The sequence below is a fragment of the Nonomuraea sediminis genome, assembly GCF_018531495.1.
GTDB classification, from domain to species: domain Bacteria; phylum Actinomycetota; class Actinomycetes; order Streptosporangiales; family Streptosporangiaceae; genus Nonomuraea; species Nonomuraea sediminis.
Genome location: NZ_JAHDTI010000004.1, coordinates 325,920 through 341,773 on the forward strand (window position 1 = coordinate 325,920; position 15,854 = coordinate 341,773).

The 15,854-nt window shown below is 71.9% G+C and carries 11 protein-coding genes; 7 read left to right on the forward strand and 4 right to left on the reverse strand.

Going from position 1 to position 15,854, the window contains the following annotated elements; genetic code table 11:
• Nucleotides 1-352: 352 nt before the first annotated feature.
• The 5 genes from KIK09_RS21360 to KIK09_RS21380 all read left to right on the forward strand — a co-directional run bounded on the left by KIK09_RS21360 (nt 353) and on the right by KIK09_RS21380 (nt 6,790).
• Complete coding sequence (locus KIK09_RS21360) at nt 353-1,864, forward strand: protein kinase domain-containing protein (protein ID WP_214321034.1); 1,512 nt, start codon at nt 353-355, stop codon at nt 1,862-1,864.
• Between the two features lie 3 nt (nt 1,865-1,867).
• Nucleotides 1,868-4,612: an AfsR/SARP family transcriptional regulator gene (locus KIK09_RS60080; protein ID WP_214321035.1), complete on the forward strand. Its 2,745-nt coding sequence runs from the start codon at nt 1,868-1,870 to the stop codon at nt 4,610-4,612.
• Nucleotides 4,613-4,695: 83 nt separating this feature from the next.
• Complete coding sequence (locus KIK09_RS21370; RefSeq protein WP_214321036.1) at nt 4,696-5,292, forward strand: hypothetical protein; 597 nt, start codon at nt 4,696-4,698, stop codon at nt 5,290-5,292.
• On the forward strand, nt 5,276-5,818 hold the full coding sequence (locus KIK09_RS21375) for an OmpA family protein (protein ID WP_214321037.1): 543 nt from the start codon (nt 5,276-5,278) through the stop codon (nt 5,816-5,818). Before KIK09_RS21370 ends, KIK09_RS21375 begins: the two co-directional genes overlap by 17 nt.
• A 24-nt stretch (nt 5,819-5,842) precedes the next feature.
• Nucleotides 5,843-6,790 (forward strand): D-2-hydroxyacid dehydrogenase family protein, encoded by a 948-nt coding sequence (locus tag KIK09_RS21380; RefSeq protein WP_308164219.1) that lies wholly within the window; start codon nt 5,843-5,845, stop codon nt 6,788-6,790.
• Here KIK09_RS21380 and KIK09_RS21385 read toward each other — a convergent pair.
• The 3 genes from KIK09_RS21385 to KIK09_RS21395 form a co-directional block, all read right to left on the reverse strand.
• Nucleotides 6,778-7,947 carry a hypothetical protein gene (locus KIK09_RS21385; RefSeq protein ID WP_214321038.1) on the reverse strand — a complete coding sequence of 390 codons (1,170 nt, stop codon included), beginning with the start codon at nt 7,945-7,947 and terminating at the stop codon, nt 6,778-6,780. The genes KIK09_RS21380 and KIK09_RS21385 overlap by 13 nt on opposite strands.
• Nucleotides 7,948-8,011: 64 nt before the next feature.
• Entirely contained in the window at nt 8,012-9,067 is a 1,056-nt protein-coding gene (locus tag KIK09_RS21390) for a S1C family serine protease (protein ID WP_214321039.1), read from the reverse strand.
• Nucleotides 9,068-9,086: 19 nt separating this feature from the next.
• Nucleotides 9,087-10,514, reverse strand: coding sequence for an AMP-binding protein (locus KIK09_RS21395; RefSeq protein WP_214321040.1), 1,428 nt, complete (start codon nt 10,512-10,514; stop codon nt 9,087-9,089).
• A 125-nt stretch (nt 10,515-10,639) separates the two neighbouring features.
• On the opposite strand from KIK09_RS21395, the gene KIK09_RS21400 reads away from it, so the two are divergent.
• Nucleotides 10,640-11,485: a hypothetical protein gene (locus KIK09_RS21400; protein ID WP_214321041.1), complete on the forward strand. Its 846-nt coding sequence runs from the start codon at nt 10,640-10,642 to the stop codon at nt 11,483-11,485.
• A gap of 329 nt (nt 11,486-11,814) precedes the next feature.
• On the forward strand, nt 11,815-13,992 hold the full coding sequence (locus tag KIK09_RS21405) for an acyl-CoA dehydrogenase family protein (protein WP_214321042.1): 2,178 nt from the start codon (nt 11,815-11,817) through the stop codon (nt 13,990-13,992).
• Nucleotides 13,993-14,040: 48 nt separating this feature from the next.
• On the opposite strand, the gene KIK09_RS21410 is transcribed toward KIK09_RS21405, so the two are convergent.
• On the reverse strand, nt 14,041-15,849 hold the full coding sequence (locus KIK09_RS21410; RefSeq protein WP_214321043.1) for a hypothetical protein: 1,809 nt from the start codon (nt 15,847-15,849) through the stop codon (nt 14,041-14,043).
• Nucleotides 15,850-15,854 lie beyond the last annotated feature (5 nt).

Genomic DNA, 15,854 nt, shown 5'->3' on the forward strand with positions numbered 1-15,854 from the left:
GAAGCGCCCGAGGAGGCCGCGCGGCGTCTGGGAAACAGGCTGCGGAGAAGCCGGGGCGTGCCACGACAATGCGAATATGTGGAGACCCGCTCACGACGCCTGGTTCGTCGAAGCGACCTTCACCGGTCACGCCAGCTTCTACAGGGCCATCTTCTCCGGAGGTACGCGCTTCCCGCGGAATCGGTGTGGTAAGCAGGTCAGCCTCGAGGAGGCGCTGGTGATGCCCCGCGGCGATGGGGGCAGCGCATGTGTGGCCACTCGGCTGGCAGGTAGAGCCTGATGGCCAAGGGGGTGGTGTGCTGAGAGAGCTCGGATGAGACGGGGTTGTCGGGGGCTGGCTAATCTGTCTGCGATGGACGGTGAGCGGGTGATCGGTGGGTATGTGCTGCGGCGCGTGCTCGGGCGGGGCGGGATGGGGGAGGTGCACCTCGCGTCCACGCCTACCGGGTCGCTGGCCGCCGTCAAGGTGATCCATCCGGCGCTGGCCCGCGATCCCGCGTTCCGGCGGCGGTTCGAGCGGGAGGTGGCGGCGGCGCGGCGGGTTGCGCGGTTCTGTACGGCGCCCGTGCTGGACGCCGGATTCGACGAGGAGACCGCTTACCTGGTCACCGAATACGTCAAGGGGCCCGATCTGGCGCAAGCCGTACGGGCGCAGGGGGCGTTCTCGGGGGCGAACCTGGAGGCACTGGCCGTGGGGATCGCGACGGCGCTGAGCGCGATCCACGGGGCGGGGGTGATCCACCGGGATCTGAAGCCGTCGAACGTGCTGCTGTCGCCGCTCGGACCGCGGGTGATCGACTTCGGGATCGCGCAGCTCGTGGACGGGGACGCGTCCGTCAGCCAGTCGATCCTGGGAACCCCCGCGTTCATGGCTCCCGAGCAGGTGCGCGGTGAGCCGCTGAGCCCGGCGGCCGACGTGTACGCCTGGGGCGGGGTGATCGCGTTCGCGGGGACGGGGCGGCTGCCGTTCGGTGGCGGGGCGCCGCACGAGGTGCTCTACCGCATCGTCAACGAGGGGCCCGCGCTCGACGGGCTCGAGGCGGGCATGCGGGGCCTGGTCGAGCGGGCGATGGCCAAGGAATCCCGGCTGCGTCCGACGGTCCAGCAGTTGCTGGCCGATCTGATGGGTGGCAGGCAGATCACGCCGGAGACGGCCACGCAGGTGGTGGAGAACACCTGGACGGGGCCCGCGAACGGCCGTGAAGAGGTTCCGGCGGACCCGGGGCAGGACGGGGCGGGCCGTAAGGCGAAAAGGTGGCCGTGGGTCGCCGGGGCCGTGGGGCTGGCGGCCGTGGTGGCGGGCGCCGTGGTGGTGCCGCTCACGGCTCGGGAGAGCTGGCCGTACACCGCGGACTTCGGTGACGCGTGGGCCGTCGGCACGTCGCAGGGCGGCACCGCGCGCCAGGTCGGCGGCGCGTACGTGCTGACCGCGAACGCCGGGTGGCGGCTGTGGAAGTCGGCGCCCAGACGCGAGCCCGGCGACGTCGTGGTCAGCGCCAAGGCCCGCCTGGAGCAGGGCGAGGGCGAGTACGGCGTGTGGTGCCACGGCAGGCAGGGCTCGGGCGACCGCTACGAGTTCACGCTGAACGACCAGGGCAAGGCCTCGATCGTCAAGCGCCGCGCGGGCGGTCAGCCCGCGATCCTGTACGGCCCGGCCGAGGCGAAGACCGCGCAGGACAACCGGATCGTCGCCGACTGCGCGGGCAGGACGCTGCGCCTGTGGGTCAACGAGGAACTGCTCGCCAAGGTCACCGACGACCAGCCGTTCGCGCCCGGTGAGGCCGGCGTGCTCGCGGCGCCCAGCGGCGACCAGGCGGTGCGGGTGCGCTTCACGACGTTCGCCGTCCAGCCGTCGAAGGGCTAGGCCGTGCGCTTCGGGGTGCTCGGCCCGCTCCAGATCCGCGACGGTGAGCTCCCCGGCCCCGCCAAGCATCGCGCGCTGCTGGCGGCGCTGCTGCTGTCACCCGGCAGGCCGGTGCCGGTCGACCGGCTCGTCGAGGTCATCTGGGACGGCAGGCCACCCGCGTCGGCGGAGCCGGTGCTGCGGGTGTACGTGAGCGCGCTGCGCAAGCTGGTCGACGGCATCGCCACCGTGCCCGGCGGATACCTGCTTGACGTGGATCCCGACGAGGTGGACGCGCACCGGTTCGGGCGGCTGGTCGAGCGGGCCAGGCGGGCGCGGGAGGCGGGCTCGGCGGGCGAGGCGGCCGAGCGGTTCCGTGAGGCGCTGGCGCTGTGGCGGGGTCCGGCTCTGGCGGATGTGGAGTCGGGGTGGCTGCGCAGGGCGCATGCCGTACCTCTGGAGGAGCTCAGGCTGACCGCGACCGAGGAGCGGGTCGAGCTGGACCTGCGGCTGGGCAGGGGCGCCGAGGCGATCGGGGAGCTGCGCGGGCTGGTGGCGGCGTATCCGCTGCGCGAGCGGGCGTGGGCGCAGCTGATGGACGCGCTGCGGCAGGCGGGGCGGCGGTCCGAGGCGCTGGCGGCCTATCAGGACGCGCGCAGGACGCTGGTGGACGAGCTGGGGCTCGAGCCAGGGCCCGAGCTGCGCGCCTCCCACGATCGCGTGCTTTCCGACGATATTTCGGCGAAAACAGTCCCTGCCGAGACGCCGCCCGATATTTCGGACTTCGTGGGGCGGGGTGCCGCCCTGGCCTGGATCCGCGACGCCGTGCCCGCCAGAACCGGCGCCCCCGTCCACCTCGTGGTCCACGGCCCGCCGGGAAGCGGCAAGACCGCGATAGCCGTACACGCCGCGACAAGCCTGGACATGCCCGACGGCAAGCTCCACGCCGTACTCCGCGACAGGACGCCCGCCGCCGTCCTGGAGGACCTGCTGCGCTCGCTCGGCGGCGGCCCCGTGCCCGCCGCCCTGGACGAGCGCGTCAGGCTCTACCGCGGCCTGACCGCGACCCGCAGGCTGCTCGTCGTGCTGGACGACGCCGCCGACGAGGCCCAGGTCAGGCCGCTGCTCCCGACAGGGCCGGGCAGCCTCACCCTGGTGACCAGCCGCTCACCGCTCGCCGGACTGGAGGCGGCCCGCGCTCACGAACTGGGCGTACTGGACGAGGACGAGGCCGTCGGCATGCTGGCCGCCGTCGCGGGCGCCGGGCGCGTCGCCGCCGAGCCCGACGCCGCGAGGGCCATCGCGCGGCTGTGCGACGGCCTGCCGCTGGCGCTGCGCATCGCCGGATCGCGCCTGGCCAGGAAGCCGGGCTGGACGCTGGAGCACCTGGCGGGACGGCTCGGCGACGAGCGCCGCAGGCTCGACGAGCTCAGCGCGGGCGACCTGGCCGTCCGCGGCAGCCTGGCGCTCGGCTACCGCGGGCTGCCCGAGCCCGAGCGCGACCTGCTGCGCAGGCTCGGCGCGTTCACGGCGCCCGACTTCGCGCCCTGGGTGTTCGGCGCCGACCTCGACCCGCTCGCCGACGCGGGCCTCCTGCAGTCGCGCGGCCTGGACGTCTCGGGCCAGGAGCGGTACGGCCGGCACGACCTGACCCGCCTGTTCGCCGCCGAGCAGCTCGGCGACCCGCGCCCGGTCCTGGCGGAGCTCGCCCCGGCCATCCTCGACAGGACCCGCCGCGCCAGGTCCCTGCTGCTGCCCGCCGAACCGGGTTCGGGCAGGACCGTGGCCGCGACCGCCGAGCAGGTGCTCGGGACCACCCTGCTGCGCGAGTCGGCGCGCTGGCTGCGGGCCGAGCGGGTGTTCCTCGTGGCGACCGTCGGCGACCTGCACCGCGCGGGACTGCACGAGGCGGCCTGGCGGCTGGCCTTCTACCTGACGCCGCTGTTCGAGCTGGACGCCCGGCACGACGACTGGCACGACACCACCGCGATCGGGCTGGACTCCGCCAGGGCCGCGGGACACCGGCAGGGCGAGGCGCTGCTGCTGCGCGGGCTGGCCGACCTGCACCGCGCCGAGGGCCGCCCGGCCGCCGCCGCGGCGGCGCTGCGGGCGGCGTTGCCCCTGGTGGACGGGCTGGAGCTGGCCAGGATCACGCTCAGGCTCGGGCTCGTCGAGGAGCATCCGGCCGCCGCGGAACGCGCGTTCACCCGGGCGTCGCAGGTGTTCGAGGAGGCGGCCGACCTGCGCGGCACGGCCGACGCGCGGCGGGCGCTCGGCGCGCTGCGCCGCGACCCGGACCTGCTCGCACGGAGCCTGGCCGACTACAGGGAGCTCGGCGACCCCCGCGGCGAGGCGGAGTCCCTGCTCGACCTGGCCAGGCTCCACCTGGCGGACCGGCGCCTGGCCGAGGCCCGCGATCACCTGGAGCGGCGCCTGCTGATCAACCGGCGCCTCGGCGACCGGCTGCCCGAGGCGGTGAGCCTGCTCGTGCTGTCGTCCGTCGCGCTGGCGCAGGGCCGTCCGGAAGCGGCCCTGGCCGCGGCGCGGGAGGCCCACGAGATCTACGACGCCCACGGCGAGCGCCGCAATCGCGCGCACGCGCTGCTCGCCGTGGCCAGGGCGCGCCTCGACCTCGACGAGGTTGATGCTGCGGTTGAGGGAGTTATGCGAGCTATGGGAGAGTTTGACGTCCTCGGCGACGAGCCGGGCCGCGCGGAGTCTGAACGGCTCGCGCGAGAGGCCAGGAGGCGGCGTGGCCTGCCGATATAGCGGACTATGCGGAAACTGAAGGTCGCCCGCCTAACGTCGGGGCCCTGAGTTGCAACCCCCGCATCGACAAGGGTGATCATCGGATGAAGCGGATTCTGGCACTGGCCGTCACGGCCGTGGCACTCACCGGGTGCGGCCTGCTGCCCGCCCAGCAGGGCGGCGGCGGCGAGGAGAAGCAGCAGACCGCCGCGGTCCCCCCCAGCGTGCCGCCCGCTCAGGCCACGGCCACGTCTCCCGTACTGCAGGACAGCCCGGCGAAGCAGAGCGACAAGGCCATCGCCAGCCGCGAGGTGAAGGTCACCGCCGGAGGCAATTCCGGCACGGCGAAGGTCGACATCACGCTGCTGCAGCGCCAGGGCAAGCTCGTCTCACTCAACATCAGCGTGACCGCGCTCGACGGCAAGGTCAGCCTGCACGGGCAGATGGGCAACGACCCCGGCGACCTCACCCTCGGCCGCGTCTCGCTCATCGACACCGTGAACGGCAAGCGCTACCGCGTGGCGCGCAACGGCACCGGCGCCGACGCGGCCTGCATCTGCTCCACCACGCAGGGCGTGTGGCCGGAGAAGGGGCAGACCGCCTCGCTCTACGCCGTCTTCGGCGCCCCGCCGCCGGACGTCACCAAGGTCAACATCGAGATGCCGCCGTTCGGAGTCTTCACCGATGTTCCGCTCTCTTAGCCTCGCGCTGGTCGTCCTGCTGGGGGCGCCGCCGTTCGCGGATCCCACGGTCCCGCCCGATGCCGCGGGCGTGGTGGAGGACCTGGTCCTTCCTGTCGAGGACATCGTGGGCGAGGTCGAGTCGCTCGACGGCACCGAGAGCGAGACCAAGCAGGGCAGGCAGGTCACCGTCGCGCTCACCAGCGACGTGCTGTTCGCGCTGGACAAGTGGGTGCTGACGGCCCAGGCCAAGCGGCGCCTGCGGGAGGTCGCGACCAAGGTCAGGTCCGACGGCGCCGGCGGCGTGGTCAGGATCAACGGCTACACCGACGACCAGGGCACCGACTCCTACAACCTCACCCTGTCCAGGAAACGGGCGCTCGCCGTACAGAGGGAGCTCCAGCCGCTGCTGCCGGGCCTCACGCTGCAGGCCCAGGGGTACGGCGAGAGCCGCCCCAAGCTGCCCAACGTCATCGACGGCAAGCCCGACGAGAAGAACCGCGCCAAGAACCGACGCGTCGAGATCGTCTTCGACGCCAAGCAATGACTCATGGGGGCAATGGTGAAGTGCGTGATCCTGGATGACTACCAGGGCGTGGCCCTGGAGCTGGCCGACTGGTCGGCGGTGGAGACGCGCTCGATCCGCGAGCACATCACCGACCAGGACGAGCTCGTCGCCGCGATCGAGGACTGCGAGATCGTGGTCGTCATGCGGGAGCGCACGCCCTTCCCCGCCGAGCTGTTCGCCCGCCTGCCCCGGCTGCGGCTGCTGGTCACCTCCGGCATGCGCAACGCCTCCATCGACCTGGAGGCCGCGGGCAGGCACGGCGTCACGGTCTGCGGTACGGCCGGCAACTCCACCCCGCCCACCGAGCTGACCTGGGCCCTCATCCTCGGCCTGGCCCGCGGGATCCTTCCCGAGGCGACGTCCCTGCGCCAGGGCGGCCCGTGGCAGCACACGATCGGCCTCGACCTCCACGGCAGCACGCTGGGCCTGCTCGGCCTCGGCAAGATCGGCTCGCAGGTGGCCGGGGTGGCGCGGGCGTTCGGCATGGACGTGACCGCCTGGAGCCAGAACCTCACCCCCGACCGCGCGGCCGCCGCCGGAGCCGGCCTCGCCCCCTCGAAGCGGGACCTGCTCGCCACCTCGGACGTCGTCTCGATCCACCTGGTGCTCAGCGACCGCACCCGCGGCCTCGTCGGCGCCGAGGACCTGGCCCACATGCGCCCCACCGCCTACCTGGTCAACACCTCACGGGCCGGCCTCGTCGACCAGCCGGCCCTCGTGGCGGCACTCCGCACGGGCGTCATCGCGGGCGCGGGCCTCGACGTCTTCGACGAGGAACCCCTGCCTGCGGACCACCCCTTCCGCACGCTGCCCAACGTCCTGGCCACACCCCACCTGGGCTACGTCACCTGGGACAACTACCGGACCTACTACCGCGAAGCGGTCGAGGACATCCACGCCTTCCTCGCGGGCACCCCGATCCGCGAGCTCCCGCAACGTCAGGCCGGCTGACGGTTCCATGCCTTAGCGTCCGTCCGCGACAGCTTGTCGCGGCCGTACCATCCCAAGGCCGCGGCGAAGAGCGCGGAGAGGCCGACGAGGCCGAGCGAGATCTTCTTGGAGCTGCCGGCGAGGAACGAGGACATCCGCCAGGCGACCGTGTCCCGCTGGATCAGGAGCGCCGGATTGAAGGCGGCCGCCGTGGAGAAGGCCAGCAGGGCGACGACGAACGTCGCCGAGGCCGCGTTGAGCACCACGTAGGCGGTGTTGAGCGTGCCGACGATGGACTGCAGCGCGTCGGTCTTGGAGCCCAGGCCGTTCTCGTACTCCCGGCCGGTGTTGTGGAAACCGGCGACCCTCCTGGTCGCCACCTGTCCGGCCTCGCCCCGCCATTGGACCAGGTCACCGTTGACCATGCCGGCGGCGACCGCGCTCGGCCGGATCTCCGGGGTGGGGCCCTGCGCGCGACGTCTGCGGTTCAGCACGTCGTTGATCCGCTCGTCGGACGGCACCAGCAGGGCCAGCGCGATGAGCTGAGCCGTCATGGCGGCAGCGGACATCGCTCCGGCCATCCTGGCGTAGCCGAGCGTGAACTTGCTGAACCTGCTCATCTTCGCGATCTCGTAGTCGGGCACGTAGCGCGTGCGCAGGGAGTGGCCGGAACCGGAGAACTTGTCGACGGCCGCGACCCAGGTCTGGGCGAGAGCGACGCCTCCGGCCGCTGCGGGAAGGGCGTGCCTGAGCGGGGTGGACAGGTGATCCTGATCGGACCACGAGTCGCTCGCCGGGCTGTCGCCTCGTGGCGGTCCCTCGACGCGCAACGAGCGGCGATGCCTCGAGAGCTCCTCCCGATAGGACTGCATGAGCTCGTTCATCCTGCGCCTGGTCTCGTCCTCCGTCGCCACGTAGCGCATCGCGCTGGTGTGGAACATGTCGGCCAGGCCGTCGGCGGAGGCGGCTCCGTGCCGCGCGTCCTGCGCCTCGCCGCGGACGCCGTCGTTGTACGCGGAACGGAAAGTCTCGCCGACCAGGCTGAGCGCACCGGGCGGTAGGAGACTCCCGTCGAGTTCGCCGGCCGTACGGTCGAGGTCTTCTCGCATCGTCTGCGAGTTCACGACCGCTCGGGCGAAGGTGTCCAGGTCCCAGCCGAGCTCATCCGACGCGTTCACGGATGATCAACCTAGCAGCGTCGCCGATCACCCGCATGGGCCCGCGCCCGGCAATTTGGAGTACTCAGTCGGCCTGGAGTTCGCCGAGGGTGGCGGTGACGGTGGTGGTGGAGCCGTCGGGCTTGACGAGTTCCACCTTGACCTGGTCTCCAGGTTTGAGGGTGGCCAGGAGCTCGGTCAGGGCCGTGATGGTGGTCGTGGGGGTGCCGTTGACCGAGACGACGACGTCGCCCGCCTTGATGCCGGCCTTCTCCGCGGCGCCGCCCGCTTCGACCCTGGCCACGCCGACGCCCGCCGGCTGGCCGTCCGCGCCGATCACCGTGCTGCCGCGGATGCCGAGGGCGGCGCGGTGGCTGTCGGTGACCTTGCCTTCCTTGACGATCTGGGCCGCGATGTCCGTGGCGGTGTTGCTGGGGATGGCGAAGCCGATGCCGGGCGCCGCCCCGCCGCCGAGGTCGGGGTCGGTGGCCGCCAGCGTGGGGATGCCGATGACCTGCCCGTTGAGGTCCACGAGGGCGCCGCCGCTGTTGCCCGGGTTGATCGAGGCCGAGGTCTGGATGGCGCCGCTGATCGTGGCGCCGGGGGAGCCGGGGTCCTGCGGTTCGCTGACGGTGCGGCCGAGGGCGGAGACGATGCCGTCGGTGACGCTGCCCGACAGGCCCAGCGGGTTGCCCATGGCCAGGACGATCTGGCCCACGCGCAGCTTGCTCGAGTCGGCGAACCTGGCCGGCGTCAGCCCCTTGGGGTCCTGGACCTTGATGACGGCCAGGTCGCCCGCGGGGAAGGAGGAGACCAGGTCGGCCTTGCGGGCCGCGCCGCCGCTGGCGAGCGAGACCTCCATCTGGGTGGCCTGCCCGACGACGTGGGCGTTGGTCACGATGTGCCCGGCGTTGTCGTAGACGACGCCGGAGCCGAGGCCCGCCTTGGTGTTGATCTGCACGATGGACGGCAGCACCTTGGCGATCACCTGCTCGTAGGCCGCTTCGAGGGAGTTCGGCGTCACGGGCGCGGGAGCCGCGGAGGTCTGCGACGCGGAGGCAGCGGGGCTCGGGCTCCCCGAAGGGCCCGAGCATCCGGCCAGTAGCGCGACCGCGGCCACGCTCATGGCGATCTTCCTCATGCGAGGATATCTTCCCAACTCAGCCTGAAAGATACGCCTCTCGCACGTTTCGCCTGCTCAGCTTGCCCGTCGGAGTGCGCGGCAGCGACCGGCGGTACTCGATGACCCGCGGGTGCTTGAGCCGCGCCAGCCGCGGCTCGCAGTGCCGCAGCAACTCGGCCGTCAGCTCGTCGCCGGGCGTGAACCCGTCGGCGGGCTGCACGAGCGCCACCACCTTGTGCCCCCACTCGGGGTCGGGCACGCCGATCACCGCCACGTCGGCCACGGCCGGGTGCTCGAGCAGGGCCGCCTCGATCTCGGCGGGGTAGATGTTGACCCCGCCGGAGATGATCAGGTCGGTCCGCCGGTCGAGCAGGAACAGGTATCCGTCGGAGTCCAGGTATCCGACGTCGCCCGGCGTGTAGGCCTGGCCCCGCATGGCGGCGGCGGTCTTGCCCGGGTCGCCGTGGTACTCGAAGCGGTTCACGCCGCCGATGTAGACCAGCCCGGGCTCGCCCCGCGGCACCTCCTCGCCGTCCTCACCGACGATCGTGAACGTCATGCCGTCCAGCGCCCGGCCGACCGTGCCCGGCCTGGCCAGCCACTCCTGCGAGGAGACCATGGTGGCCACGGCCGCCTCGGTGGAGCCGTAGTACTCCCACAGGACCGGGCCCAGCCAGTCGATCATCGCCTTCTTCGTGGCCGGCGGGCAGGGCGCCGCGCCGTGGTACAGGTGGGTGAGCGAGGACAGGTCGTACTTCTCCCGATCCGGTACGGCGAGCAGCCGGTGGAACATGGTGGGCACCATGAACGCGTTCGTCACCCGGTACCGCTCGATCAGCTCGAGGGTCCCCGCGGCGTCGAAGCGTTCCGGGGCCACCACGGAGTGGCCGAACTGCAGCGCCATCATGGCCTGGCCGTACGGGGCCGAGTGGTAGAGCTGTGAGCACACCAGGTGGACCCCGCCGAGCGGCAGCCCGAAGTGCTTCCAGCTCTTGCGCATCAGGATCGGGTACAGCTCCTCCGGCGTGAGATCGAGCAGTCGCCTGCGCACGCCCTTCGGCCGCCCGGTGGTGCCCGAGGTGTAGAGCATCATCGACCCGGCCCTGCGCTGCTCGGGCGCGGTGTCCGGCTGCCCCTCCGCCAGGGCGGAGACGTCGTCGGGAGAGCGGACCACGACCCGGGCGCCGCAGTCGGCCACGATGTAGGCGATCTCGTCCTCGGTGAAGTGCCAGTTGACCGGCGTCAGGTACGCCCCGATCTGGTAGGTGGCGAGCATCATGGCCAGCATGCCGGCGCCGTTGTGGAGCACGGTCACGACGGCATCGCCGCGCTCTACGCCGCGGGCGCGCAGGCCGTGGGACACCTGGTTGACCCGGGCGAGCAGCTCCCCGTAGGTGATGCCGTCCGCGCCGAGCAGGGCGGGACGAGATTGATCATCAGCCGCGATCTCGTAGAAGCCGCTCATATCTCGCGAGAGTACAGAATCAGGTTCTACTCCGTGAATAGCGGAAATATCCCCACCTGGAGTGACGTAGCCTCAAGGCCATGGCGGACCCCGGCGAACACAGACCCACCTACGATGCTCCGACCATGCCATTCAGACAGGTCGCCCCGTCCGACAGCGAGCAGACCACCAAGATCCCGCGTCCGTCCGCGCCGAGACCGCTGCCGACCCGGATGCCCCCGCCCAGGCAGGGGCTCCTCGCCCGCCTCGGCGACATCCCCATCAAGGTCGTGTACCTCGTCGCCGCGATCGTGGCGACCGTGCTCGCCGTACTGCTGGTGTTCTTGGTCTTCTCCGGTGACGTGCCCAAGCAGGCGCAGCAGGACCGGCCCAGCCAGATCGCCACGGCCCCGGCCACGCCGGCGCCCAAGCCGAGCGCGGCCTCGATCGCGCTGCCCGCGGTGCCGGAGTCGATGAAACTGGCCACGCTGCCGGGCAAGGCCACCGCGACCGCCGGCGTGATCGCCGACAGCGCGACGGGGCTGACCTATCCGCGCTTCGCCAAGCCGTGGCAGGCCCGCTCGTACCCGCCGTACTCGGTCGCGCAGCGGATCGGGAAGGTCGCCATCCCGTACACGGTGATCGCCTCGGCCATGGTGCCGGGGAACGAGGCGATCAAGAAGCCGTCCAAGGACGCCGACTACCGGGCCATCGCGGCGCGCGCGGTCAGGTGGACGATGCGCACGCAGTATCCGGCCGGCGCCACGCTCGCCTGGACCGGCTCGCAGAAGCTCGCGGCCGGCAAGGGCTGGCTGCTCGGCTACAAGGTCACCTTCACCTCGGGCGGCGCGCAGCACGTGGCCCAGGCCCTGATCGCGGTGGTCGAGGTCGGCAAGACCAAGCCCGCCATGCTCCTCGCCTCAATCCCCGACCCCAACAAGTCCCACTGGCCCGACCTGGCCGTCCTCGCCGCGGGGGTTCGGGCACTTTAGATGTACGGCGGGCCGCCCCATCGGCCGCCCGCCGCACTTCGGCTGAGGGCCCGCGACCGGCGCTTCCGGCGAGTCGGTGACGGTTGCTCGCCGCCACGGCGCACGGGAACCACCTGGAAGGGTGAGGCGGGAAGCGCCCGAGCCCTGGCGAGGTGGGAAGTGTGAGCCCCTGATGAGGCGGGAAGCGCCCAGGTTCTGGCGAGGTGGGAAGCATCCGAGTTCAGGCTGGGTGGAGAGGTTTGTTCAAGTTTTCGAAGTGGGCTAGGCGACAGGGCAGAAGCATCCTCTAGAATATGGTTCTGGCATTGGACTCGGCTGGAGGATGAGCGATGGCGATCGGGTTGAGCGAGGAGCACGAGGCGCTCCGCGAATCGGTGAGCGGCTGGGCGGAGCGGAACGTCCCCGCCGAGCTGACGCGGTCCGGGGGCGACGAGCGTCCCGCGTTCTGGCCGGGCCTGGCAGAGCAGGGCCTGCTCGGCCTGCACCTGCCCGAGGAGTCCGGCGGCTCGGGCTACGGCCTGCTCGAGGCCGCGGTCGCCATCGAGGCGCTGGCCGAGCGGCTGGCCCCGGGCCCGTACGTGCCGACCGTGCTGGCGAGCGCCGTCATCCACGCCTCCAAGCGGCACGACCTGCTGCCCGCGCTGGCCGGCGGCGAGCGCACCGCCGCGCTGGCCCTGTCGGGCAACCTCACCGGCACCCGCGGTGACGACGGCACGCTGGTCGTCGAGGGCACCGCAGAGCCCGTCCTGGGCGGTTCGCTGGCCGACCTGCTGGTCCTGCCGGTGACGACGAGCGAGGGCGAGGAGTGGGTGGCGATCGACGCCTCGGACGCCACGGTCACCAAGCTCGACTCGCTGGACCTGACCAGGCCGGTGGCCAGGGTGGAGCTGGCGGCGGTAGCCGTACCTGAGGAGCGGGTGCTCGACGGGGTCGAGGGTCCCGACGTGCTGAACCTGGCGGCCGTCCTGCTGGGCGCCGAGGCGGCCGGGATCGCGGCGTGGTGCGTGCGGGCGGCCTCCGACTACGCCAAGGTGCGGGTGCAGTTCGGGCGGCCGATCGGGCAGTTCCAGGGCATCAAGCACAAGCTGTCGCGCATGCTGGTCGCGCTGGAGCAGGCTCGGGCGACGGTGTGGGACGCCACCCGGGCTGACGGGAAGGAGCTGGAGTTCGCGGCGGCGATCGCCGGGGTGATGGCGCCCGACGCGGCGGTGCGCTGCGCCAAGGACGCGATCCAGACCTTCGGCGGCATCGGCTACACCTTCGAGCACGACGCCCACCTGTACTTCCGCCGCGCGCTCACGCTGCGCGCGCTGCTCGGCTCGTCGGGGCAGTGGGCGGAGTCGGTGACCGGGCTGGCGCTCGGCGGCGTGTCCAGGGAGATGGAGATCGACCTGCCGGAGGACGCCGAGCCGCTGCGCGAGGCGATCCGCCAGGAGATCGCGGAGCTCGCCCGGCTGGAGGGCAAGGAGCGCAACCGCGCCCTGGCTGACCAGGGATTCGTCATGCCGCACCTGCCCAAGCCGTGGGGCCGCGGCGCCAAGCCGCTCGAGCAGGTCCTGATCGCCCAGGAGCTGAGGGCGGCCAAGGTCCGCACGCCCAACATGATCATCGGCGCGTGGGTCGTCCCGTCGCTCGTCTCGTACGGCACGCCGGAGCAGCAGCAGCGTTTCCTGCCCAAGACGCTGAGCGGCGAGATGATCTGGTGCCAGCTCTTCTCCGAGCCCGGCGCCGGCTCCGACCTGGCCTCGCTGCAGATGAAGGCGGAGCAGGTCGAGGGCGGCTGGAAGCTCAACGGCCAGAAGATCTGGACCTCGGTCGCGCACGTGGCCGAGTGGGGCATCTGCATCGCCCGCAACTCCAGCGAGGGCACCAAGCACGAGGGCATCACCTACTTCCTGGTCGACATGAAGTCGCCCGGCGTGACGGTCAGGCCGCTGACCGAGATGACCGGCGAGAACCTGTTCAACGAGGTCTTCATGGACGACGTGTTCGTCCCCGACGACCTGGTCGTGGGCGAGGTCGGCGACGGGTGGAAGGTGGCGCGCAACACGCTGTCCAACGAGCGGGTGTCGCTGTCGTCCGGCTCGGGCGGCACGGGCTCCTCGGTGCCGGACCTGCTCGGGCTGGTCTCGCGGCTGGGCAGGGAGCTCACGTCGGTCGAGCGGCACGCGCTGGCGGACGTGATCTGTGAGGGCCACTCGATCAACGCGCTGTCGCTGCGGGTGACGCTCAAGCAGCTGGCCGGCTCGGAGCCGGGCGCGGACGCCTCGGTGCGCAAGCTGCTGTCGACCTCGCACGCACAGCACGTGTCGGAGACCGCGGTGGACCTGCTCGGCTCGGCGGCCGTGGTGGCGGCCGACATGAAGCTGGGCGACGCCGGCTACTGGAACAGGGCCGTGCTGGCCACCAGGGCCATGACCATCTACGGCGGCACCACCGAGGTCCAGCTCAACATCATCGGCGAGCGGATGCTGGGCCTGCCCAGGGACCCCGAACCCGGACGCTGAGCAGGCGAGGGGCGTCTCCCGGCGGGAGGCGCCCTTCCCTGCCGAGGGCTACGGCTGGACGGGTTGGAGCGGGGTGGGGACGGCGGTCTTGCTGGGGAGCGGGACGCCGACCTTGATCTCGCCGACGCACGCCGTCCGGCCGTCCACCGTGCGCAGCACCAGCTCCTTGCCGCTCGACTTGAGCGTGGCGAACGTCCACCCGAGGTCCTTTCCGGCTGCCACCCGGGTGCCGACGCCGCCCAGAGTCACCGAGAGCGTGGTGGGGGTGGGGTTGAGGTAGCTCACCTGCACCGTCCACTCGCCGTTCGGCAGGGGCAGCGGGAGCGGGATGCGGGTGTCGGTGCCCTTGACCTGCAGGCAGCCGGGGCGCGGGATGGTCAGGCCCTCGATGTTCACCGGCCGCAGGCGGCCCTGCTCGTCGAAGGCCAGCGGGTTGCGCACCGGGCCGGTGAGCTGCGTGGCCCAGGTGACCGGGTGCGTGGCGATCGGCGCGAGGAGTTTCGAGGCGCGCGCGTACTCGTAGAAGAAGATCGGGTAGGCGACCTTGGGCGGCACGTTCGTGTCCATGACGACCGCGTCCATCGGGGCCCGCGCGAGCGCCAGCCTGGCGGTCTCGATGTAGCTCTTGACGTTCCTGCCGAGCGGCAGCCTGCCGTACGCGACGACCGACCAGATCGAGCCGACCAGGACGGCGGCGGCCAGCCCGAACCAGACCCTGCGCAGCGCGGGGAGCGGACGGCGCCACGGCTGTTCCTCGCCCTGGACGGGGATGAACGCCAGCCCGACGACGATCGCCAGGACGGTCGCGGTGGAGGAGACGTAGCGCAGTTCGTAGCCGCCGACGTCCGGTCCGAGTTGCTGGATCCGCCCGATCAGCACCGGCACGACGTCGGCCAGCGCGAAGTAGCCGAGCAGCATCACCCACGCCAGCCAGGCCCGCCGCCGGTAGAAGACCGACACCGCGATCACCACGGCCGTCACCGCCAGCCCGGCCCACACCAGGGCGGACGGCGGCGCGGCGGTGGCGTAGTCGTCGCCGATCGGCCGCCACCGGTACGGTCCGCCGAGCGCCCCGGGCACCAGCGCGCCCGAAAGCAGCGTCCAGGCGAAGCGCGCGGTCACCTCCAGGCTCGGCAGCGACGGCTTGATCAGATCGTTGGTCAGCTGCACCGAGGTGAACAGCTGCCGGAAGAACACCACGGCGTACCCGGCCACGACCGCCAGGTACAGCGGCCAGGCCGTCCGCCGCGGCCGCAGCCAGCCCAGCGTCAGCACCACGGCCAGCACCAGGATGAACGGCGCCTTGACGAAGAACGCCATCCCGAACAGCGTCCAGGCCGCGGCCGCCAGCGCGTGCCTGCGGCGGCCCGTGCGGGTGTAGAGGACGTGCGAGCTGAGCGCCATCGGCAGCGCGATCTGGAACGGCAGCGTCTCGATCGCCACCGCCCACCACGACAGCGACGAGATCGTCAGCGGCGTGACCAGGTACAGCCCGAGCGGCACCAGGATCGCGGGCCGCGCCCCGAACAGCAGCCGCAGCAGCCGTAGCAGGGCCAGGCAGGCCAGCGCCTGCAGCCCGATCACCACGAGGTGGGCCAGCACGTCGTTGTAGACGCCCATCCGCCCCATCGCCCACTGGATCGCGAACGGACCCGGCACCAGGTGGCCGTAGTCCACCCGCATCAGGTAGTCCCAGCTCAGGCTGTTCTCCAGGCCGCGGGTGATGAAGACGAAGTCGTCCTGCCTGAAGTAGGTCCTGCGGACGAGGTCGAACTTCCACGCCAGCTGTAAGGCGATCATCACGAGGGCGACACCGAGCACGATCTCGCCGTGCGCCCGCCTACCGCTTGTGGTCACCCGTG